Consider the following 20,626-nt stretch of genomic DNA (forward strand, 5'->3'; position numbering starts at 1 on the left):
CCGATCGCCGCTCTGCCCGCGGAATCGCCTTGACCCCTGCGGTCGTCTCCCGTAACGTCTGCTCCGTTATTTCACCTGGAGCGGGCCGTGAAGGGCATTCTTCTCGTAGGCAGGGCGCTGGAGACGGAGCGGGTCTGATCCCGAGCTTCCGCCGCTGGCGCTTATCCGAGGCCCTCCAGGGGGCCTTTTTTATTGCCTATGGGGGCGCGCCCGCGCGGCCCTACGTCTCGAGGGTCGAGGAAAGCGGAGCTGGAGAGAATGGCGAAGCAAATGACCGGAGCGGAAATGGTGGTCGAGGCCCTGAAGGACCAGGGCGTCGAAGTGCTTTTCGGCTATCCCGGCGGCGCCGTCCTTCCGATCTATGACGTTCTCTTCCACCAGGAGAAGGTGCGGCATATTCTCGTGCGCCACGAGCAGGGCGCGGCGCACGCCGCCGAGGGTTACGCCCGCTCCTCCGGCAAGCCGGGCGTGCTGCTGGTGACATCCGGCCCCGGCGCCACCAACACCATCACCGGCCTCACCGACGCGCTGATGGACTCCATTCCGCTGGTCTGCATCACCGGCCAGGTGCCGACGCATCTCATCGGCTCCGACGCCTTTCAGGAATGCGACACGGTCGGCATCACCCGCCACTGCACCAAGCATAATTATCTGGTGAAGAATATCGCCGATCTGCCGCGCATTCTGCACGAGGCTTTCTATGTCGCCTCCAGCGGGCGGCCGGGGCCGGTGGTGATCGACATTCCCAAGGATGTGCAATTCGCGTCGGGGGCCTACACCGGCCCGCGCAATGTGCATCACAAGACCTATCAGCCCAAGCTCGACGCCGACACGGACGCCATTCGCCGCGCGGTGAAGATGATGGCCGCCGCCAAGCGGCCGATCTTCTACACGGGCGGCGGCGTCATCAATTCCGGCCCGGCCGCCTCGACGCTGCTGCGCGAATTGGTGTCGCTCACCGGCTTTCCGATCACCTCCACGCTGATGGGCCTCGGCGCCTATCCGGGCTCCGGCCCCAATTGGCTCGGCATGCTCGGCATGCACGGCACTTTCGAGGCCAATAACGCCATGCACGACTGCGATCTGATGATCGCCGTCGGCTCGCGCTTCGACGATCGCATCACCGGACGGCTCGACGCCTTCTCGCCCGGCTCGAAGAAAATCCACATCGATATCGACCGCTCCTCGATCAATAAGAATGTGAAGGTCGATCTGCCGATCGTCGGCGATTGCGGCCATGTGCTCGAGAGCATGGTGCGCATCTGGCGCGCCGAGGCGATGCACGCCGAGAAGCAGCCGCTCGACGCCTGGTGGAAGAAGATCGACGAATGGCGCGACCGCAAGTCGCTGGCCTTCCGCAACTCGGACAAGGTCATCAAGCCGCAATACGCCGTGCAGCGGCTCTATGCGCTGACCAAGGATCGCGATCCTTACGTCACCACCGAGGTCGGCCAGCATCAGATGTGGGCCGCGCAGCATTATCATTTCGACGAGCCCAATCGCTGGATGACCTCCGGCGGGCTCGGCACAATGGGCTATGGCCTGCCGGCGGCGATCGGCGCGCAGCTCGCGCATCCCAAATCGCTGGTCGTCGATATCGCCGGCGAGGCGTCCATTCTGATGAACATTCAGGAGATGTCGACGGCGATCCAATATCGGCTGCCGGTCAAGATCTTCATCCTGAACAACGAATATATGGGCATGGTGCGCCAGTGGCAGGAGCTGCTGCACGGCGGGCGCTACTCGCACTCCTATTCCGAGGCGCTGCCCGATTTCGTGAAGCTCGCCGAGGCCTTCGGCGCCAAAGGCATTCGCTGCTCCGATCCCGCCGATCTCGATCGCGCCATTCAGGAGATGATCGACTATGACGGGCCGGTGATCTTCGACTGTCTCGTCGAGAAGGGCGAGAATTGCTTCCCGATGATCCCCTCGGGCAAGGCGCATAACGACATGCTGCTCGCCGATCTCTCCGACGACGCCGGAGTCGAGCTCGGCTCGATCATCGACGAAAAGGGCAAGATGCTGGTGTGAGCGAATAGCGAAATAGCGAGTAGCGAATAGAGCTACTCGCTACTCGCTATTCGCCACTCGCCACTCGCTGGAAACGGACCCATGAACGCTCCCCTCTCGCCACCCTCGCCCTACTCGTCCCCGACGTCGCGCTCCAATGTGGAGACGCATACGCTCGCCGTGCTGGTCGACAATGAGCCGGGCGTGCTGGCGCGCGTCGTCGGCCTGTTCTCCGGGCGCGGCTATAATATCGAGAGCCTGACGGTGGCGGAGGTCGCCCATGGCGAGCATCTCTCGCGCATCACCGTCGTCACCTCCGGCACGCCGGAGACGATCGAGCAAATTCAGCATCAGCTCGAGCGGCTGGTGCCGGTTCATAAAGTCACCGATCTCACCGTCTCCGCCCGCTCGCTCGAGCGCGAGCTGGCCATGGTGAAGGTCAAGGGCAAGGGCGAGGAGCGCAACGCCGCTCTGCAGCTGGCCGAAGCCTTCCGCGCCCGCGTCGTCGACGCCACCATCGAGAGCTTCATCTTCGAGCTGACCGGAAAGCCCGACAAGATCGACGAATTCGTCGATCTTTTGCGCCCGATCGGCCTCGTCGAGGTGTCGCGGACGGGGGTCGCCGCGATCTCGCGCGGGCCGGACCCGATCTGACCGCGCAAATCCTTAATTTTTGACCTTCGCGCGCCGGACGCGTAGAAAGGTCTGCGAAATACGCTCTCGTCCTGCGGTTCTTCCCGAGACGAGAGAAAAGCCACGTAAAATCAATCAGGAAACCGACTCCACCGGCGCGACCGGCGGTTGCGGCGCTCTTGAAGACTAGCGACGGCCGACTGTCGTCCTGCGGGGGAAAGCGAGAATATGCGCGTCTATTACGATCGGGATGCCGACATCAATCTGATCAAGGGCAAGAAGGTCGCGGTGGTGGGCTATGGCAGCCAGGGCCACGCCCATGTCCTGAACCTCAAGGATTCCGGCGTCGGCGAGGTCGCGGTCGCGCTGCGCAAGGGCTCTGCCTCCGCCAAGAAGGCCGAGGGCGCCGGCGTAAAGGTGCTGGAGGTGGCCGAGGCCGCCAAATGGGCCGATGTCGTCATGATGCTGACGCCGGACGAGCTGCAGGGCGAGATCTACGCCGCCGAGCTCGCGCCGAATCTCAAGCCCGGCGCGGCGCTGCTCTTCGCCCATGGCCTCAACATCCACTTCAATCTCATCGAGCCGCGCGCGGATCTCGACGTCATCATGGTCGCGCCCAAGGGCCCCGGCCATACGGTGCGCGGCGAATATCTGAAGGGCGGCGGCGTGCCCTGCCTCATCGCCGTGCATCAGAACGCCTCCGGCAATGCGCTCGAGCTCGGCCTCTCCTACGCCTCGGCGATCGGCGGTGGCCGCGCGGGCGTCATCGAGACCACCTTCCGCGAGGAATGCGAGACCGATCTCTTCGGCGAGCAGGTCGTGCTCTGCGGCGGCCTCGTCGAGCTGATCCGCAATGGCTTCGAGACGCTGGTCGAGGCCGGCTATGCGCCGGAAATGGCCTATTTCGAGTGCCTTCACGAGGTCAAGCTGATCGTCGACCTCATCTATGAGGGCGGCATCGCCAATATGAACTATTCGGTCTCCAACACGGCCGAATATGGCGAATATGTCACCGGCCCGCGCATCGTCACCAAGGACACCAAGGCCGAGATGAAGCGCGTGCTCGAGGACATTCAGTCCGGCAAGTTCACCCGCGACTGGATGCTCGAGAACAAGGTGAGCCAGACATCCTTCAAGGCCACGCGCGCCCGCAACGCCGCCCATCCGATCGAGGAGGTCGGCGGACGCCTGCGCGCGATGATGCCCTGGATCGGCAAGAACCGGCTGGTCGACAAGGACCGCAATTAGAGCGCGTTCCGATCGGGCGGAATCGCTCGATCGATCAGAATTCGCTCCCAACGAATGTTTCGAGAGCGCGAGCCGAGCCGATCGGATCGCGCTCTCGTCGAGCGCGATGGAGGGGGGCCATAGGGAAGTTCAGCTCGGATCGAACGCAACGTCGAAAGAGGAGCGGCCGAGACGCCGCCCCTACGACGGAGAGGCGCGATGCAGCCGAAAATCGACGCGCCTGACGAAGAGGAACGTCGCAAGTTGAGACACAATGTCTTCGAGATCACGCGCCTGCGCATGTCGGGCCAGATCGAGGAGATGTTGCGTTATTTTGCGCCGGACGTGATCGTTCGCTATCACGCGACCAAGGAAGGCTTGTTTCTTCCCGGCGTTCTCCATGGACGCGAGGCGTTTCGCGAGAATATTCGTCTCACCGACGTCGACTACGAGCCCCTCGGCAGCGAGGTGCTCGACATATTGGTGGACGGCGACATGACGGCGGTGCGGTGGCGCAACTCCTGGCGGCATCGCAACTCCGGCCGCACGGCGACCATGGACATGGCGCATTTCCTGTCCTGGCGAAACGGCATGGTCGTCGAAGTGTTCGAATATCTCGATTATCACGGCTGGAATCCCTTCAGCGACCACGAGCTCATCGAAAGGGACGAGCCCCGCCCCTGAGAAGAAAGCGCGAATCGAGGCGCCTATGACCGATATCGAAGAGCTTTTCGCCCGCCGCCCGCCGGGGCTGGAACGCGACGAAATCCGTCGCCGCCTCGATCTGATCGCCTCGCAGCCGGCCGAGAACGGCGATTTCAGCGTCATCCACGAGCTGTTCTCGCCGGATGTCGTCTGCGAGTTCGTCGGCGACAAGACGCGCATCCCCTATGCCGGCCGGCATACGGGCGTCGATGCGCTGCTCAATATTTTGCGCGCCATCAACATAGACTTCTGCCAGTCGGAGCCGATGATCGACGATGTGGTCATCGACGGCGGCCGCGTCGCGCTCCGGCGCAGCGTGCGCTGGCGGCATCGCGGCACCGGCCTCGAGGGCCGCGTCGACCTCGCCGATTTCGTGCGTTTCGAGCACGGGCTCATTGTCGAATTGATCGAGTTCCGCGATTCGATCAGCATTCTCAACATTCAAGGCGAGCCTTCCTGGCCCTGAATGTCGGCCCTGACCCTTTTGGCCCCAGCCGAGCCTCCGCCCTCCCCATGCGATTGCGCTTTTTCACGCTCGACGTCTTCACGACGCATCGTTTCGCTGGCAATCCGCTCGCCGTCGTGCTCGGCGCGGACGGGCTCGACGGCGCGACGATGCAGAATATCTCGCGCGAGTTCGCGCTCAGCGAGACCGTCTTCGTGCTGGAGCCGCGCGACCCGGTGAACACGGCGCGGCTGCGCATCTTCACGCCAGCGCGCGAGCTGCCTTTCGCCGGCCATCCGACCATCGGCGCGGCGATCCTCCTCGCCACACAGCGCGCGCCGGAGATGCTGACGCGCAATGGAATCGTCATCGCGCTCGAGGAGGAGATCGGCCTCGTCCGCTGCGATGTGGTGAGAGACGCCTCCCGCGCCGTTCTCGCCCGCTTCGCCGCGCCGCGCCTGCCGCTTCCCGGAGCGCCGGCGCCGGAGGCCGAAGCGCTGGCCCGCGCGCTCGGCCTCGCGGCCGCGGATATCGGCTTCGCCCGCCATATTCCTTCGCGCTTCTCGGCCGGGGTGGAGTTCGTCTTCATTCCGCTCTCCTCCCGCGCGGCGCTGGATCGCGCGCGGCCGGACCCTGCGCTCTTTCCGGCCGTCATGGGCGAGGCGGTCGGCGCCTATCTCTACACCAGCGACACGGTGGAGCCGGCGAGCGCGGTCTGCGCGCGAATGTTCGCCAATGGCGTCGGCATTGGAGAGGACCCGGCCACGGGCTCGGCCGCCGCGGCCTTCGCCGGCGTCGCCCACGCCTTCGAGGCGCCGGAGGACGGCGAGCACGAATTCGTCATCGAGCAGGGCTACGCCATGGGCCGCCCCTCCCGCATCATCCTCGGCTCGCGGATCGAGGCGGGCCGGCTCGTCGCCGTCACGGTGGCGGGCCATGCGGTGGAAATGCAACGCGGAGAATTGGAATTATGAGCGGCGAGATCGAGATCGCCGGCGCCGCCGCCCTGCATTGCGTGCTCGAGCCGCATGACTGGGCCTTCGATCGGCTGCGCGGCGCGGAGATCGACGCCCATTGGGCCGCGCGCCGCGCCTTGGCCCCCTCGCTCTATGACGGGCCCGTGCTGCTCGCCCATGGCGTCTCGCGCGGGGAGAACGGGACGCTCGGCGTCAAATTCTTCGCGACGCGCTTCTCGCGCTTTCTCGCTTGGCGGGATTTCGGCTTTCCGGGCGGCGGCGTCCACAACTGCTTCTCCATGCCGGCGCTGCGCTCGTCCGACGGCGCCTTTCTGCTCGGCGAGATGGGGGCGGATCATTCCGCTCCCGGGGCGATCTATTTCCCCGCCGGCACGCCGGACCCGAGCGACCTGCGCGACGGGATCGTCGATCTCGAGGCCAATCTGCTCCGCGAGCTGGAGGAGGAGACCGGCATTGCGGCGCATGAGGTGCGGCTTTCGCCCGAATGGACCATCGTCTTCGCCGGGCCGCGCGTCGCCTGCATGCGAATCGCGCAATCTTCGCTCTCCGCCGCCGCGCTGGAGGAGCGCGTGACCGCCTTTATCGCCGCGCAGAGCAAGCCGGAGCTGGCCGGCGTGCGCATGGCCGCGCGGCAGGCCGACCTCGCCGAGCCACGAATGCTTCACTTCATCCGCCGTTTTCTCGAGCCGCTGCTGCCCACATGAGCAAATGGGGGCTGAATTTCCTGGCGGCGCGGTGTAGATTGTACCTCATGAGCAAAGTGCAAGCGATCGGCGGCCATGCGGCGCGGCCGGGCGGACAGACTCCGCCCGAGGATAGCGCGCGCGCCATTCGCGGCGCTCTGCTCGGCCGCTCGCTGGTGCTCGTCGGCATGATGGGCTCGGGCAAGACCTCCATCGGCCAGCGCCTGGCGCAGCGCCTCGGCCTGCCCTTCAAGGACGCCGACGCAGAGATCGTCGCCGCCGCGGCCGGCATGTCGATCCCCGATATTTTCGCCAAATATGGCGAGGCGCATTTCCGCGATTGCGAGCGCCGCGTCATCGCCCGCCTGCTGGCCGGCGAGCCCTGCGTGCTGGCGACCGGCGGCGGCGCCTTCATGGACGAGGCCACCCGCGCGCGGGTGAAGGAGCGCGGCGTCTCGCTGTGGTTCGACGCCGCGCATGACGTGCTGCTGCGCCGCGTGCGCCGCAAGGGCGACCGGCCCCTGCTGCAGACCAGCGACCCCGCCGCCGTGCTGCGCCGGCTGATGGACGAGCGCTATCCGGTCTACCGCCAGGCGGACATCGCCGTGCTCTCCCGCGACGTTGCGCATGAGGTGATGGTCGAGGAGACCATCGCCGCGCTGCTGGCCTTCGCGCATGGCGCGCCGGAGAGCGCGACCACACGAGGATTCGACAGATTCATGACGTCACGAACGCCGCCCGCCCCTGTCGAGCCGCAGACTGTCGAGGTGGGGCTCGGCGACCGCGCCTATGACATCATCATCGGCGCCGGGCTGCTCGAGCAGGCGGGCGAGCATCTCGCGCGCGTCGCGCCGGGCGCCGCCTGCGCCGTCGTCACCGACGCCAATGTCGCGCGGCTGCAGCTGCCCGTGCTGCGGCACAGCCTGGAGAAAGCCGGGATACGCACGGTCTCGATCATCGTCGAGCCGGGCGAGGCCTCCAAATCCTTCCCCGTCTTCCAGCGCGTCTGCGAGGAGATTTTGGAAGCCCGCATCGAGCGGCGCGATGTGGTGCTGGCGCTGGGCGGCGGCGTCGTCGGCGATCTCGCCGGCTTCGCGGCGGCGAGCGTCCGGCGCGGCTCGCGCTTCGTGCAGGCGCCGACCACGCTGCTGGCGCAGGTCGACTCCTCCGTCGGCGGCAAGACCGGCATCAACACGCCGCAGGGCAAGAATCTCGTCGGCGCCTTCTATCAGCCCTCGCTGGTGCTGGCCGATGTCGACGCTCTGGCCACTCTGCCGCTGCGCGAGTTCCGCGCCGGCTACGCCGAGGTGGTCAAATACGGCCTCATCGACGACGCCTTCTTCTTCGAATGGCTGGAGAACAACGCCTCCGCCGTCTTCGCCGACCGCGCCGCGCGCGTCGAGGCGATCTCGGTGAGCTGCCGCTCCAAGGCCAAGATCGTCGCCCGCGACGAGACCGAGCAGGGCGATCGCGCATTGCTCAATCTCGGCCATACTTTCGGCCATGCGCTGGAGCGGCTCGTGCGTTACGATGGCGAGCGCCTCGTCCATGGCGAAGGCGTCGCCATCGGCCTCGTCTGCGCCTTCCGCTTCTCGGCGCGGCTCGGCCTCTGCAGCCTGCAGGACGCCGAGCGGGTCGGCCGCCATCTCACCCGCGTCGGTCTGCCGACTCGCATTCGCGACATTTCCGGCTGGCGCGACGACGCCGACGCCATGCTCGACGCCATGTTCCAGGACAAGAAGGTCGAGAAAGGCGCGCTCACCTTCATTCTGGCGCGCGGCATCGGACGCTCCTTCGTCGCCAAGGGCATAGACGTGGATCAGCTGCGCAGCTTCCTCAAAGACGAGATCACGCGCGAGTAGCGCGAGCAGGTTCATCATGCACGGCGGAGCGGAAGCGGGCCTGGAAAATGTCGACATATGGGTCGCGACCCTGGTCGTGCTGCTCTGCGTGCTTCTCTCGGCCTTCTTCTCCGCCTCGGAGACGGCGCTGACCGCCGCCTCCCATGCGCATATGCACTCGCTGGAGAAAGAAGGCGACCGCCGCGCGGCGGTGGTCAATCGCCTGCTGCGCCAGCGCAATCGCATGATCGCGGCGCTGCTGCTCGGCTCCACTCTGGTCAATATCGGCGGCTCGGCCTTCACCACCAGCGTGCTGGTCTATCTCACCGGCGAGAGCGGCGCCGTCTACGCCACCATCATCATGACGGTGCTGCTGCTGGTCTTCGCCGAGGTTCTGCCCAAGACGGTGGCGATCAACCATCCAGACCGCCTGTCCCTGCGCGTCGCCCGCGTCATCAGCGTCTTTGTCGCCGTCTTCGGCCCGCTGCTCTTTGCGGTGGAGGCCTTCGTGCGCGGCGTGCTGAAGCTCGTCGGCGTCGAGATCGGCCATGGCCGCACGCTGCTCTCGCCCTATGACGAGCTCAAGAGCGCCGTCGACATCATGCATGAGGAAGGCACCGTCGAGCGCAATTGGCGCGACATGTTCGGCGGCGTGCTCGATCTGCAAGTGCTGCATGTCGCCGATGTGATGATCCACCGCACGAAGATGCGCACGATAGACGCCGATCTGCCGCCCGAGCAGATCGTGCGCGAGGTGCTGGCCTCGCCTTTCACGCGCATGCCCTTGTGGCGCGACCGCCCGGACAATTTCATCGGCGTCATCCACTCCAAGGATCTGCTGCGCGCGCTCGACGCCGCGAAAGCGGATTTCTCCAAGCTCAATGTCGACGATATCGCTCTCGAGCCATGGTTCGTGCCGGAGTCGACGACGCTCGAGGATCAGCTCGAGGCCTTCCTCAAGCGCAAGACGCATTTCGCGCTCGTCGTCGACGAATATGGCGAGGTGATGGGCCTCGTCACGCTCGAGGACATATTGGAGGAGATCGTCGGCGACATTCGCGACGAGCACGACCTCGCCATGCAGGGCGTGCGCCCGCAGGAGGACGGCTCCGTGCTCGTCGACGGCGCCGTGCCGGTGCGCGATCTCAATCGCGTGATGGAATGGAGCCTGCCGGACGAGGAGGCGACGACGATCGCCGGCCTCGTCATCCATGAGGCGGCGGCGATTCCCGAGGCGGGGCAGGTGTTCAACTTCCACGGTTTCCGCTTCGAGGTGCTGCGCAAGATGCGCAACCGCATCACCGTGCTGAAAGTGACGCCCACGGAGGCCAAGGAGCCGGAGTGACGGGCGCCCGGCTCACGCCGCGCTCTCTTCGGCAGGCGCTTCGTCGAAGCGCCGCCGCGCCACGACGATCGCCGGATGGCTCTGCTCCGCCCAGCGAATGAGCGCGGCCAGCGGCTCCATCATGGCGCCGCCGAGCGGCGTCAGCCGATAATCCACGCTCGGCGGCTTGGTGGGATAGACCCTGCGCGCCGCCAGCCCATCGCGCTCCAGCGTGCGCAGCGTCTGCGTCAGCATGCGCTTCGAAATATCCGGCGTCGCGCGGTTGAGCGCGCCGAAGCGCTGCGGCCCGGCCGCCAGCGCGATCAAGATCAGCGTCGACCATTTGTCGCCGACGCGATCCAGCACATCGCGCACCGGACAGCGGCTCGCATCCAGCGCCAAACCTCGCCATTCGTCGAATTTGCGCGCCAGCTCCTCCCGCGCTGTCATCGAGACGGTTCCCTCGGCGTTCCCTTGTCCCAAAAAACTGCCTCCTTCACGGGCTCAATAGTCTCGTTTAGAGACCTTATATCAGAAACGAGACCTAAAGGAACGCCGCTATGACTTCCTCCGCCCAACCGCGCATTTTCGTCACCGGCGCGACCGGCCAACTTGGCCGGCTCGTCATCGACGCGCTGCTGCGAAACATTCCGGCGACGCGCATCGTCGCCGGCGTGCGCAGGACCGACAGCGACGCCGCCCGCGATCTCGCCGCCCGCGGCGTAGAGCTGCGCATCGCCGATTATTCCCGCCCGGAGACGCTCGACCCGGCCTTCGTGGGCGTCGATCGGCTGCTGCTGATCTCCTCGAGCGAGGTGGGCCAGCGCGTGGCTCAGCACCGCAATGTCATAGAGGCGGCGACGCGGGCCGGCGTCGGCCTTCTCGCCTATACGAGCCTGCTGCGCGCCGACGTCTCGCCGCTGGCGCTGGCGCAGGAGCATCGCGAGACGGAAGCGCTCCTGCGCGCCTCGGGAACGCCTTTCGCGCTGCTGCGCAATGGCTGGTATACGGAAAATTACGCCGCCTCCATCGCCCCGGCGCTGGCGCATGGCGTCTTCATCGGCGCCGCCGGCGATGGCGAGATCGCCTCCGCCGCGCGCGCCGATTACGCCGAGGCCGCCGCCGCCGTGCTGACAGGCGCGGATCAGGCCGGCCGCATCTATGAGCTGGCCGGAGACGAAGCCTATAAGCTGGCGGAATTCGCGGCCGCGATCAGCGATGTCGCGGGACGAAAGATCGCCTATCAGAACCTGACCGAGGCCGATTTCGCCGGCGCTCTTGTCGGCGCCGGCCTGCCGGGCGCATTCGCCGCTCTGCTGGCCGATTCCGACGCGGGCGCGGCGAAGGGCGCGCTGTTCGACAACGGCCTCCAGCTCAGCGCGCTGATCGGCCGGCCGACGACGCCCTACGCCGTCACCATCGCGCAGACATTCGCGACTCTCCCCGCCGCCCACAAATGACGCGCCGCGCCGCGATCGGTGATAAGGTTCGCGGATGAGCAAAGCGGCGGATTTCTCCACGGTCACGGTCGGCGCCGCTCGCCGCGTCGCCTTCGGCGATCATCTGCCGCTCGCCCTCATCGCCGGCCCCTGCGCGCTGGAGAGCCGCGCGCAGGGCCTCGAGATCGCTCAGGCGCTGGCCGAGCTCGCCGAGCGGCTGAGCATTGGCGTCGTCTTCAAAGCCTCTTTCGACAAGGCCAATCGCAGCTCCGGCTCCGCGGGACGCGGCCTCGGCCTTGCCGCCTCTCTGCCGATCTTCGCCGAGATCAAGGAGCGTTTCGGCCTTCCCATCCTCACCGACGTCCATGAGACGACGCAATGCGCGCCTGTCGCGGAAGTGGCGGATATTCTGCAAATCCCCGCCTTCCTCTGCCGGCAGACCGATCTTCTGGCCGCGGCGGCGCGCACGGGGCGCGTCGTCAATGTGAAGAAGGGCCAGTTTCTCGCGCCCTGGGACATGCGCCACGCCATCGACAAGCTGCGCGCCGAGGGCGCCGCCGGCGCGCTGGTCACGGAGCGCGGAACCAGCTTCGGCTATAACGCCCTCGTCTCCGACATGCGCGCGCTGCCCATTCTCGCCGAGACGACGGGCGTTCCGGTCATTTTCGACGCCACGCATTCCGTGCAGCAGCCGGGCGGGCTCGGCGCGGCCTCCGGCGGCGAAAGGCGCTTCGTCCCCGTGCTGGCGCGGGCGGCGGCGGCGGTGGGCGTCGCCGGCCTCTTCATCGAGACGCATCCAGACCCGGACAGCGCCGTCTCCGACGGTCCGAACATGATCGCGCTGCGCGATCTGCCCGCGCTGGTGGCGGGGCTTCTGCCCTTCGATCGGCTGGCGAAAGCGCTCGTATCATAATCGCGCGCGTCATTGCGAGCGAAGCGACGCAATCCAGAGCCATGGGCGGCCCCTGGATCGCTTCGTCGCTTCGCTCCTCGCGATGACAGCGAGCTTGCGCGACGTGTGCTGTTTTTCACCCCCGCCCGCGATAGGGCGGCACGCCCTGGTCGGGCAGCCAGAGTCCCGCGGGCGGCGCGCCCGTCTGCCAGAAGACGTCGATCGGAATGCCGCCGCGTGGATACCAATAGCCGCCGATGCGCAGCCAGCGCGGCGTCATCGCGGCCACGAGATCCTTGGCGATGCGAATGGTGCAATCCTCATGGAAGGCGCCGTGATTGCGATAGCTGCCGAGATAGAGCTTCAGCGACTTCGACTCGACCAGCCATTCCATCGGCGCATAGTCGATGACGATATGCGCGAAATCCGGCTGGCCGGTCACCGGGCAGAGTGAGGTGAATTCCGGCGCGGCGAAGCGGACGAGATAGGTCTCGCCCGGATGCGGATTGGCGACGAGGTCGAGCTCGGCCTCTTCGGGCGATTGCGGCAGCGGCGCCTTCTGCCCGAGAAGCGCGGCGCCCTTATGCGTCTTCGTCATGCGCAAAGCTCTTAACCCGACGCGCGCGCGCGTCAATCGGGAATGAGGTCCGAGCGAAAGCGGCGCGCGAGCTCGATCATCGCGCCCGCTGCGACGGCCGCGCCGGCGATGAGCGCGAAAAAGCCCGCGCCGGAGAGGCTCGACCAGAAGCCGCCGAGCCAGCCGCCGAGAAAATTGCCGGCGAACATTGTGAGGAACCAGGCGCCCATGGCCATGGAGCGTGAGCGCGGCGGCGCGAGACGCGACACCAGCGAGAGGGTGATCGGCGAAAAGCACAATTCGCCGAGCGTTAGCAAAGCGAAATAGGCCGCCAGCCACAGCCAGCTCGACAGCCCCTCCCCGCGCGTCTCCGCGGCGAAAACGAGGATCAGATAGGAAAGGCCGAGGCAAAAGCAGCCGAGCGACAATTTGACGATGGTCGAGGGCTCCCGCCCCGCCGCCGCAAGCCGCGCCCACAGCGCCACCAGCGGCGGCGTGAAGAGGAAGATCATCAGCGGATTGACGGACTGAAACCAGGTGACGGGAATTTCGCCGCGCCAGAACAGAAGATCGACATGGCGATCGGTGAACCGCTCCGCCCACAGCGCGATGGTGTTGCCCTGCTGCTCATAGGCCGCCCAAAAGAGAATGGCCGGCGGCGCCAGCAGCAGCAGGCCGAGCAGCGCGCGCCCATCGCCGCGCGTCGCGGGCGCGTCGACCGGCGCGGGCGCGGCCTCGAGCGGCAGGCTCGGCAGGCCCGAAAGATAGATCGCGAGGCCGATTCCCATGCCGATTCCGGCGCTGGCGAAGCCGTAATGCCAGCCCCAAGTCTCGCCCAGCGTGCCGCTCACCAGCGGCGCGAGAAAAGCTCCGAGATTTATGCCGACATAGAAGATCGAGAAGGCGCGGTCGCGGCGCGGATCGTCTTGCCGATAGAGCCCGCCGACTTGCGTGACGATATTGGGCTTGAAGGCGCCATTGCCGAGCGCCAATGTGACCAGCGCCAGCAGAAACAGGCCTTCGGACGCCATCATGAAATGGCCGGCCATCATCAGCGCCGCGCCGAGAATCACCGTGTAGCGGCGCCCGAGCCAGCGATCGGCGAGCCATCCGCCGAGAATGGGCGTCAGATAGACGAAGCCCGTGTAGAGCCCGTAGATTTGCGAGGCGAAAGGCTGCGGCGCCAGCGGCCCGAGCAGAAATTCGAGCCCCTGCTTCAGCGCGCCGAGGCCGATGACGCTCTGCGCGCGCTCGGGCGCGAGCAGATGATCGACCATATAGAGCACGAGGAGAGCGCGCATTCCGTAATAGGAGAAGCGCTCCCACATCTCGGTCGCGAAGAGAAAGGCGAGGCCCTTCGGATGGCCGAACAGATCGGCCACGCGCGCGCTCACAGAGGCTCGCCGGCGTCCGGCCGCATGGTCTTTTTCAGAATATCCGGCGGGATGCGAATATCGGCGACCTTCCACGTCCAATCCGTGAGCGCGAACACGATGGCGACGCCATCCTTATGGGTGATGCGAAACCGCGTCGGCGACAGAAGCTCGAAGCGATGCGCGAAGCGACGCAGATCGAGCTCCCTCGGCTCTTGTCCGCCAGCCTCGCCGCCTCCGCCGCCGGCCGCCGGCGCGCGCCGCGCCAGCAGAGCGCCGATGGCGGCGGGCGAGACGAAGCGATCGATCGCCGTGTCGATGAGCGCGGGGCCGATCGCCGCCAGCAGCCCGGCGCCGAGCCGCGCCCCGGCGCTGCGGCGCCTATCCGCCTCGTCCAGCGCGCGCGACATGACGATGGCCGAGAGCTGCTCCTTGATGGAGGCGCGCACGGCGGGAAAATCGACATGATCGGAAATGGCCGCGGCGTCGCCCGCCTTCACGCCCGCCTCGAGCTGGCGCAGCGAGAGAAAGGCATAGCCGGCGTAGAGAAGCGCAAGAGCGAGAAGGGCGAAAACGGCGATTAGAGCGCGTCGCATGATCGTTTCCCCAGGAGCCGCCCGAAACAGGGCTGCAGGATCTTTAAAAAATGCGGGTCTCCGCTTCTCGTCCCGTCGGGGCCGGCTTGCAAGCCCCTTCGGCGCGGCGGCGCTCTCGATCGGCGCGGCCGCTCATCGCGCCACCCAATTCGTTCCATTGCAGATCGCGAGCGTCTTCGTCGCGCCGCCGCCCGAGACCTTCGCGCCCCATATGGCCGCGCTCGCGTCGGTCACATAGGCGATTTGGCCGAGAGCGCCGGAATTGCAGCGGGGCAGAGAACCGACCGTCGAGCCGAGCAGCGTCGCCAGTCCCTTCGCCTCGGACGGGCCGTCGGCCGAAGAGCGCGGCCAGAGCCCCGAAAGATCGACCCCCGTCCCGCGGGAGGAATTGGACGACGGAGTCCTGACGCAGCCGGAAACGGCGGAGGGCGAAACCTTCACATTGCCGACCGTGTCCTGCGCCACGACGGCGTAATCATAGAGATAAGGCGCGAGGCAATATTGCATGTCGAGATGAATCGTCACATCCGAGGTCGATCCTTCCAGCCGAACTGCGGTCTGTCCGACGAACCCGGACGAGGCGAAAATCGCGTCTATTTTTATCCCGCGGACATTATGCGCGAGAACCCCGCCGGCCGAATCATTGGCGATCCACGTCCCTTCCATGCTTATCGAATTCACGCCGGCGCCGGCGGCCGCGGCGTCATCGGCATAGAAAGTGAAGGCGCTGCCGATATGCTTGGGCGAGGACGCCCGCGCATAAATATTGCCGATGTTTATATTCTGGATGATCGACCCCGCCCCGGTCGCCGTCGCTTCGACAATTCCGCCATTGACGGGACCGCCCTCCTCGCCGTGGCCGTCGAATTGAGAGCCGGTCTCGATCCATATGTCCGAGATCGCGGCGCCGTTCGAGGCCGCTATCTCCACATTCTTCGCGGAGTAATATCCGACCCACGCATGGAAGCGCAGGCCCGCGACGCCCGTTCCGGCATGATCGGCCTTGATCCATATATTGCGCGTGTAGTTTCCGCCGGTGGAGCAGGACGCCAGCGTCCCACGGCAGGGCGTGCAGTTCATTTGATAAAAATCGGCGTCGCCGACGAATGAGCCGGCGCTCGACGTCGGGTTTATGTTCAAACAATAAGCGCGCGGCGCGGTCGAGAACATTCCGATGCGCCGAAATTCGATCAAGCGCCCATTGCGCCATTCTACGGCGTTGACGAAATTCTCGAAGTCTATGTCGTGAATGCGGTTCTGCTGCGTGGGGTTGAACGACGTCCCGTCATCCTTGCCGATGCGCAGAAGACTCGTCGCCGAATAGGCGGAATTGTTGACGAGCTGGAATTGGCCGACATCGAATGACGCGTTCTGCTCGGAGGCGGCGGAAGGGGCGACGAGATCGATGAGCGCGTCGCCCTCGAATGTTTCGGAGGCCATGATTCGCGTGCCGCCGAGCGCCGCCGCGCAACCGGTGAATTGAAGCGGAAACCATGTCACCGGGGAAAGCGCGACGGTGCGGGCGAAAGTATAAAATCCGCAGCCGAGATCGACGCCATATTTCGTGTTCCGCGGCGTCAGGACGCCGCGGTGGAGCGCGGCGAATTTCGCGCTGTCATGCGCGGCCTGCACCGACGCCGCCTGATCGGCGTCCCCCCACCATTCCGGCTTGGGAAAAGCCAGCCCCCTGACCGCGCCGGGGCCGCTGAAAATCTGATAGGGGCCGGCGACGACCGTCGCCCCGTCCGCAAAGGTCAGCGCTTTCCGATTCGCGACCCGAAACCCTCCGCTGCGCTCGACGAGCCACATCGTCATGCCGGACAGAGCGAGATCGTTCGAGACCGCGCACACTCTGTCGATGACGATCGTTCGCCCGGCCGCCGCAGCCGCTGCGAGCGCCGCGTCGTCGCAGGTCGCGCCAAAGGCGGAAATGGACGTGATCGCCCTCTGCGCGCCGAGATCCTCGAAGCGAAGGTCCGTCGCATGGGCCGCCGTGACGCCCGCGATGATCGCCGCGCCTGCGAGAAGAGCTCTCTTCATTTTCGGCTTCGGCCCGGCGCGTCGGACGCCTTTCGGACCCGGGACATCCGCGGCTCGGCGGCGCTCCAAGACGCTCTGCGGGAGTGAGCGAGACACTCTGCGAGAGTGAGATGGTGCCCAGGAGAGGATTGGCTCTAGCCCGTCAATCGACACTGATTTTATTGCGCTTTTTGCCCCCGCAACTGGCCTCATGTGTATCAGCGGTATGTCCTACCGTCAACGGCGGGTCGGGTCCGCACTTTGACAAGCAAGGCGGCGCGCTTGAAGGGCAGAAACTGCCGCTCGGGAGACCATGGGCGTCTATGCGGGGGCCGCGTCGACGGACAGCCTGAAGGCGTGTGGGGAGGCCGTGAAGCTGCCCGCGGGTGTCATTCTGGGGGATTGGACGGCGGCGCGTATTTTGCGGCGGCAACGGCCATGATAACTAATAACCCTCTATTGCTCGACTGGTCGATCAACAAGGTATTGGGGGGACTATGAAGCCTCGGATGTTCATTGGGTCATCTGTAGAGCATCTTGACCTAGCTTACGCTGTCCAAGAAAATTTGGAGCATGACGTGGAATCGACGGTCTGGACGCAAGGTGTGTTCACACCCACTCGTACCGCGTTGGCGTCGCTTATCGATCAGCTTGACGAAAGCGATTTTGGCCTTTTCATTTTCGCACCCGACGACGTCACAATCCTTCGCGACCAGACCAAGCAAACGGTCCGAGACAATATCGTGTTTGAGATGGGCCTGTTTGCTGGAAGACTCGGTGCCGACCGCTGTTTCATGATTGTGCCGCGCGGAGTCGACGATCTCCATTTGCCGACCGACCTCCTTGGCGTCACTCCGGCCATTTTTGACCCAGATAGGCAGGACGGGAATATGGTCGCGGCACTCGGCGCAGCTTGTAACCGCGTCCGAAAAGCTGTTCAAAGACTGGGGGCGCGGCGCGCCGTCGTGAATGGGAATATCGCTGAAGAAAGCAAAAGCGAAGAAGCCCTTACTGAAGACCCCGACGACTGCATTTCTCTTATTCAATCTTGGATGGGCGGCCGGCCAGCTTCAGACAATTTACGCGCGATGAGATTTATCGACATCGACCGAGAGTTAAAACTGACTCCCGGGTCAGCGCGCAGTTATATCGCAAAAGCGGCCGAGCGCTGGGGCTATAGGATAGCAAGGACAGGAAAGGACTTCATTCTTCTGGAAGAAACACCCTATGGCTATGTTTGACCGCGCAACGCGCGCGCCCTGGTCACCAAAAAACACAGATTGCCACGGGCGCGCCTAAACATTCGTGACGAGCCGCGGCATTCACAGCCCCCACTCGGCGAGGGCCGCTTCAGCCGCCGCCGCATCGTCCTTGATCCGGTAGACAGTCTGCCGCGTCAGGCCCGTCACGGTCGCCACAGGGCCAACGCCCGCCCCCTGCCCGAGCATGTCGCGAACTGTGTCGAATTGCTCCCGCGAGTAGCTGGGCTTGCGGCCCCGATACTTGCTGGCCTCGCCGTTCGCCTTGGCGTGTTCGATCCCGGCGCGCTGAGCTTCCTTCGTGGCCTCGGCTTGGGCCTGTGCCGTGGCGGCCATGAACGCGATGAGGGCGTCTCTCACGGCCTGTTGCATGGGGTCCTTGGTCGCGCCATCGAAGACGAGGCCATTGATGACCGTCTTCACTACTACGCCGCGCCGCATAAACTCTCGAATGGTGTCCGTCACGTCGGCATAGTTGCGGCCGAGGCGGTCAACCCAACGGACTACCAAGGTATCGCCCGAGCGCAGCATGTCGAACAGGCGGCGACCCTAAGGCCGGTCGGCGAGCGCTCCAAAACACTCTGCGAGAGTGAGATGGTGCCCAGGAGAGGACTCGAACCTCCACGGCTTTCACCACTGGTACCTGAAACCAGCGCGTCTACCAATTCCGCCACCTGGGCAACGCGGCTCTCTTACGAGGCGGACGCTCTGCTTGTCAATGGCGCTCGTCACGCTTCGTTCACGCTGCTGCGGCGCATTCCCTTTCCGGCCAAATCGCGCTAGAGCATCCGCCCGAAACGGAGCGATAGTCTCGATCGCTCCTCGAGCGAATCGGCGTGGGGCGAAGAATGAGCGCAGATGTGAAGGATGCCGGGCGGATCGTGACGGTGTTCGGCGGGTCGGGATTCATCGGGCGCCATGTCGTGGCGGCCCTCGCGCGGGACGGCTGGCGCGTGCGCGTCGCCTGCCGGCGGCCGGATCTCGCCTTTTTCCTGCAGCCTCTCGGCAAGGTGGGGCAGATTTTCCCGGTGCAGGCCAATCTGCGCAATCCCGCCTCCGTCGCCGCCGCCGTGCGCGGGGCCGAGGCCGTCGTCAATCTGGTCGGCGTGCTGGCCGAGGGCGGCAAGCAGAAATTCTCCACCCTGCATGCGCAGGGGGCCAAGGCCGTCGCCGAGGCCGCCGTGGCGGCGGGCGTGAAGCACCTCGTCCATGTCTCGGCCATAGGCGCGGACAAGAATTCCCATTCCACCTACGCCCGCACCAAGGCGGAGGGCGAGGCCGCGATTCGCGCCGCCTTCCCCGGCGCGGTGATCTTGCGCCCCTCCGTCGTCTTCGGCCCGGAGGACGAGTTCTTCAACCGCTTCGGAACGCTGGCGCGCTATCTGCCCTTCGAGCCGGTGATCGGCGAGGCGACGCGCTTCCAGCCCGTCTATGTCGGCGACGTCGCGCAGGCCGTGGCGCTGGCGGTGGACGGCCGCGCCCAGGCCGGCGCGACCTATGAGCTCGGCGGCCCGGAGGTGAAGACCTTCCGCGCGCTGGTCGAATATGCGCTGAAGGTCGCCGAGCGCGACGTCAAAATCTGGCCGCTCTCCTTCGCGACGGGGGCGCTCATCGCCCGCATCACGCAGACGCTGCATTCGCTTTCGCTCGGCCTCTTCCCCAGCCTGCTGACGACGACCGTCGATCAGGTGGAGCTGCTGCGCCACGACAATGTGGTCTCCGCCGACGCCAAGGCCACCGGGCTGACGCTGCAAGGGCTCGGAATCACGCCGACGGCGATCGAGGCGATCGTCCCGACCTATCTCTACCGCTACCGCAAGACCGGCCAATATCAGGCGCAGCGGCTCGCCTGAGCCGCCCGACCCTCTCCAGCCTCAGCGCGCCCGCGCCTCCGCGCGGGCCGCCGGGGCAGTGAGGCGCTTGTGCAGGCGCACCATGAAGGCCACGCCGAACAAAGGCGTGAACAGATTGAGGCCCGGCACGGCGACGAAGCCGGCGATGAACAAGCCCGCGAGGAACAAGGTCGTCGCATGGCGACGGGTCAGCTCGCGGGCGTCCTCCAGCGAGCAATAACGCGTCGCGGCGAAGGCGAAATATTCCCGGCCGAACAGATAGGCGTTGGCCAGCACGAAGACGATGGCGTTGACGCCGGGCACGAGCAGCAGCAAGAGCGCGACGAGATTGACGCCCGCCGAGACGATCGCGAAGCGCAGCGCCATCACCATCGCCTGACCGGCCGGCAGCGGACGCCCGCGCGGCCCTTGCGGATCGATCTCCTCCTCGACCACATCGGCGAGATCGTCGAGGAAAAACCCCGCGACGAGGATGGAGATCGGCGCGATGAGAAAAGCAAGGCCGACGATGAGCCCGGCGCCCGTCGCGAAGGTGACGACGGCGCGCAACCAATAGTTGTCGGCCGTGAGAAAAGACAGCGCGGCCTTGTCCAGCCCCGTCCAGGCCAAGGCCAGCAGGACGAAGGTCAGACCGAGACTCTTGAGCAGAACGTTGCGAAAAGGCGGCGAGAAGATTTGACGGGCGGCGTCCAGGGCGTCTTGCAGCATGGGGGCTCCGAAGCGGAAGTCGCCGTCAAGATGGGGGGAGCCGGGCGCGGGCGCAAGCCGGACCG

19 protein-coding genes, 1 tRNA gene and 1 pseudogene are annotated in these 20,626 nt (G+C 65.8%); 13 read left to right on the plus strand and 8 right to left on the minus strand.

What is annotated here, in order from left to right; all coding sequences use genetic code 11:
* Nucleotides 1-258: 258 nt before the first annotated feature.
* The 9 genes from ACT53T_RS10105 (at nt 259) to ACT53T_RS10145 (ending at nt 9,866) form a co-directional block, all read left to right on the plus strand.
* Nucleotides 259-2,031 (plus strand): acetolactate synthase 3 large subunit, encoded by a 1,773-nt coding sequence (locus ACT53T_RS10105; RefSeq protein ID WP_018267853.1) that lies wholly within the window; start codon nt 259-261, stop codon nt 2,029-2,031.
* A gap of 81 nt (nt 2,032-2,112) precedes the next feature.
* Nucleotides 2,113-2,664: an acetolactate synthase small subunit gene (ilvN, locus tag ACT53T_RS10110; protein WP_026191637.1), complete on the plus strand. Its 552-nt coding sequence runs from the start codon at nt 2,113-2,115 to the stop codon at nt 2,662-2,664.
* 207 nt (nt 2,665-2,871) lie between these two features.
* Entirely contained in the window at nt 2,872-3,891 is a 1,020-nt protein-coding gene (ilvC, locus tag ACT53T_RS10115; protein ID WP_476161089.1) for a ketol-acid reductoisomerase, read from the plus strand.
* 243 nt (nt 3,892-4,134) lie between these two features.
* Nucleotides 4,135-4,554, plus strand: coding sequence for a nuclear transport factor 2 family protein (locus ACT53T_RS10120; RefSeq protein ID WP_245258473.1), 420 nt, complete (start codon nt 4,135-4,137; stop codon nt 4,552-4,554).
* A 25-nt stretch (nt 4,555-4,579) separates the two neighbouring features.
* A complete protein-coding gene (locus ACT53T_RS10125) occupies nt 4,580-5,041 on the plus strand; it encodes a nuclear transport factor 2 family protein (RefSeq protein WP_476161090.1) in 462 nt (153 codons plus the stop codon).
* Nucleotides 5,042-5,088: 47 nt separating this feature from the next.
* Complete coding sequence (locus ACT53T_RS10130; RefSeq protein WP_476161091.1) at nt 5,089-5,994, plus strand: PhzF family phenazine biosynthesis protein; 906 nt, start codon at nt 5,089-5,091, stop codon at nt 5,992-5,994.
* Nucleotides 5,991-6,701 carry an NUDIX domain-containing protein gene (locus ACT53T_RS10135; RefSeq protein WP_476161092.1) on the plus strand — a complete coding sequence of 237 codons (711 nt, stop codon included), beginning with the start codon at nt 5,991-5,993 and terminating at the stop codon, nt 6,699-6,701. Before ACT53T_RS10130 ends, ACT53T_RS10135 begins: the two co-directional genes overlap by 4 nt.
* A 47-nt stretch (nt 6,702-6,748) precedes the next feature.
* Entirely contained in the window at nt 6,749-8,542 is a 1,794-nt protein-coding gene (aroB, locus tag ACT53T_RS10140; protein WP_400765891.1) for a 3-dehydroquinate synthase, read from the plus strand.
* Between the two features lie 16 nt (nt 8,543-8,558).
* The gene (locus tag ACT53T_RS10145; protein ID WP_476161093.1) at nt 8,559-9,866 is read left to right on the plus strand and encodes an HlyC/CorC family transporter; all 1,308 of its coding nucleotides are present in this window, start codon (nt 8,559-8,561) and stop codon (nt 9,864-9,866) included.
* Nucleotides 9,867-9,878: 12 nt separating this feature from the next.
* Here the strand turns inward: ACT53T_RS10145 and ACT53T_RS10150 are convergent, their stop codons facing one another.
* Nucleotides 9,879-10,295, minus strand: coding sequence for a winged helix-turn-helix transcriptional regulator (locus ACT53T_RS10150; protein WP_476161094.1), 417 nt, complete (start codon nt 10,293-10,295; stop codon nt 9,879-9,881).
* 110 nt (nt 10,296-10,405) lie between these two features.
* Here ACT53T_RS10150 and ACT53T_RS10155 point away from each other — a divergent pair, with 110 nt between their 5' ends.
* Nucleotides 10,406-11,305 (plus strand): SDR family oxidoreductase, encoded by a 900-nt coding sequence (locus tag ACT53T_RS10155; protein WP_476161095.1) that lies wholly within the window; start codon nt 10,406-10,408, stop codon nt 11,303-11,305.
* A 34-nt stretch (nt 11,306-11,339) separates the two neighbouring features.
* On the plus strand, nt 11,340-12,197 hold the full coding sequence (gene kdsA / locus ACT53T_RS10160; protein WP_476161096.1) for a 3-deoxy-8-phosphooctulonate synthase: 858 nt from the start codon (nt 11,340-11,342) through the stop codon (nt 12,195-12,197).
* A 115-nt stretch (nt 12,198-12,312) separates the two neighbouring features.
* Here kdsA and queF read toward each other — a convergent pair whose 3' ends face one another.
* From queF to ACT53T_RS10180, 4 genes are all read right to left on the minus strand, one after another.
* Nucleotides 12,313-12,774: a preQ(1) synthase gene (queF, locus tag ACT53T_RS10165; protein WP_018267840.1), complete on the minus strand. Its 462-nt coding sequence runs from the start codon at nt 12,772-12,774 to the stop codon at nt 12,313-12,315.
* Nucleotides 12,775-12,806: 32 nt separating this feature from the next.
* Nucleotides 12,807-14,147 (minus strand): peptide MFS transporter, encoded by a 1,341-nt coding sequence (locus ACT53T_RS10170; RefSeq protein WP_476161097.1) that lies wholly within the window; start codon nt 14,145-14,147, stop codon nt 12,807-12,809.
* Nucleotides 14,144-14,722 carry a DUF2939 domain-containing protein gene (locus ACT53T_RS10175; RefSeq protein WP_476161098.1) on the minus strand — a complete coding sequence of 193 codons (579 nt, stop codon included), beginning with the start codon at nt 14,720-14,722 and terminating at the stop codon, nt 14,144-14,146. Before ACT53T_RS10175 ends, ACT53T_RS10170 begins: the two co-directional genes overlap by 4 nt.
* 132 nt (nt 14,723-14,854) lie before the next feature.
* Nucleotides 14,855-16,762 (minus strand): hypothetical protein, encoded by a 1,908-nt coding sequence (locus ACT53T_RS10180; RefSeq protein WP_476161099.1) that lies wholly within the window; start codon nt 16,760-16,762, stop codon nt 14,855-14,857.
* A 488-nt stretch (nt 16,763-17,250) separates the two neighbouring features.
* Between ACT53T_RS10180 and ACT53T_RS10185 the strand changes: the two genes are divergently transcribed.
* Entirely contained in the window at nt 17,251-17,982 is a 732-nt protein-coding gene (locus tag ACT53T_RS10185; RefSeq protein WP_476161166.1) for a nucleotide-binding protein, read from the plus strand.
* A gap of 81 nt (nt 17,983-18,063) precedes the next feature.
* On the opposite strand, the pseudogene ACT53T_RS10190 reads toward ACT53T_RS10185, so the two are convergent.
* Together ACT53T_RS10190 and ACT53T_RS10195 are read right to left on the minus strand one after the other, a co-directional pair.
* Nucleotides 18,064-18,549, minus strand: a pseudogene (locus tag ACT53T_RS10190) (recombinase family protein); the annotation flags it as partial.
* Between the two features lie 46 nt (nt 18,550-18,595).
* Nucleotides 18,596-18,680 (minus strand) — tRNA-Leu (locus ACT53T_RS10195).
* 168 nt (nt 18,681-18,848) lie between these two features.
* On the opposite strand from ACT53T_RS10195, the gene ACT53T_RS10200 reads away from it, so the two are divergent.
* The gene (locus ACT53T_RS10200) at nt 18,849-19,853 is read left to right on the plus strand and encodes a complex I NDUFA9 subunit family protein (RefSeq protein WP_476161100.1); all 1,005 of its coding nucleotides are present in this window, start codon (nt 18,849-18,851) and stop codon (nt 19,851-19,853) included.
* A 21-nt stretch (nt 19,854-19,874) separates the two neighbouring features.
* On the opposite strand, the gene ACT53T_RS10205 is transcribed toward ACT53T_RS10200, so the two are convergent.
* The gene (locus ACT53T_RS10205; RefSeq protein ID WP_476161101.1) at nt 19,875-20,561 is read right to left on the minus strand and encodes a sulfate transporter family protein; all 687 of its coding nucleotides are present in this window, start codon (nt 20,559-20,561) and stop codon (nt 19,875-19,877) included.
* Nucleotides 20,562-20,626: the final 65 nt, after the last annotated feature.

The organism is Methylosinus sp. DMC45, assembly GCF_056313885.1.

Bases quoted from the DNA above. Each gene is read 5' to 3' on its own strand.
- ilvC (WP_476161089.1), top strand. From the start codon at position 2,872: ATGCGCGTCTATTACGATCGGGATGCCGACATCAATCTGATCAAGGGC.
- ACT53T_RS10125 (WP_476161090.1), top strand. From the start codon at position 4,580: ATGACCGATATCGAAGAGCTTTTCGCCCGCCGCCCGCCGGGGCTGGAA.
- ACT53T_RS10175 (WP_476161098.1), bottom strand. From the start codon at position 14,722: ATGCGACGCGCTCTAATCGCCGTTTTCGCCCTTCTCGCTCTTGCGCTT.
- kdsA (WP_476161096.1), top strand. From the start codon at position 11,340: ATGAGCAAAGCGGCGGATTTCTCCACGGTCACGGTCGGCGCCGCTCGC.
- ACT53T_RS10200 (WP_476161100.1), top strand. From the start codon at position 18,849: ATGAGCGCAGATGTGAAGGATGCCGGGCGGATCGTGACGGTGTTCGGC.
- ACT53T_RS10135 (WP_476161092.1), top strand. From the start codon at position 5,991: ATGAGCGGCGAGATCGAGATCGCCGGCGCCGCCGCCCTGCATTGCGTG.
- ACT53T_RS10145 (WP_476161093.1), top strand. From the start codon at position 8,559: ATGCACGGCGGAGCGGAAGCGGGCCTGGAAAATGTCGACATATGGGTC.
- aroB (WP_400765891.1), top strand. From the start codon at position 6,749: ATGAGCAAAGTGCAAGCGATCGGCGGCCATGCGGCGCGGCCGGGCGGA.
- ACT53T_RS10205 (WP_476161101.1), bottom strand. From the start codon at position 20,561: ATGCTGCAAGACGCCCTGGACGCCGCCCGTCAAATCTTCTCGCCGCCT.
- queF (WP_018267840.1), bottom strand. From the start codon at position 12,774: ATGACGAAGACGCATAAGGGCGCCGCGCTTCTCGGGCAGAAGGCGCCG.
- ACT53T_RS10155 (WP_476161095.1), top strand. From the start codon at position 10,406: ATGACTTCCTCCGCCCAACCGCGCATTTTCGTCACCGGCGCGACCGGC.
- ACT53T_RS10150 (WP_476161094.1), bottom strand. From the start codon at position 10,295: ATGACAGCGCGGGAGGAGCTGGCGCGCAAATTCGACGAATGGCGAGGT.
- ilvN (WP_026191637.1), top strand. From the start codon at position 2,113: ATGAACGCTCCCCTCTCGCCACCCTCGCCCTACTCGTCCCCGACGTCG.
- ACT53T_RS10130 (WP_476161091.1), top strand. From the start codon at position 5,089: ATGCGATTGCGCTTTTTCACGCTCGACGTCTTCACGACGCATCGTTTC.
- ACT53T_RS10105 (WP_018267853.1), top strand. From the start codon at position 259: ATGGCGAAGCAAATGACCGGAGCGGAAATGGTGGTCGAGGCCCTGAAG.
- ACT53T_RS10180 (WP_476161099.1), bottom strand. From the start codon at position 16,762: ATGAAGAGAGCTCTTCTCGCAGGCGCGGCGATCATCGCGGGCGTCACG.
- ACT53T_RS10185 (WP_476161166.1), top strand. From the start codon at position 17,251: ATGTTCATTGGGTCATCTGTAGAGCATCTTGACCTAGCTTACGCTGTC.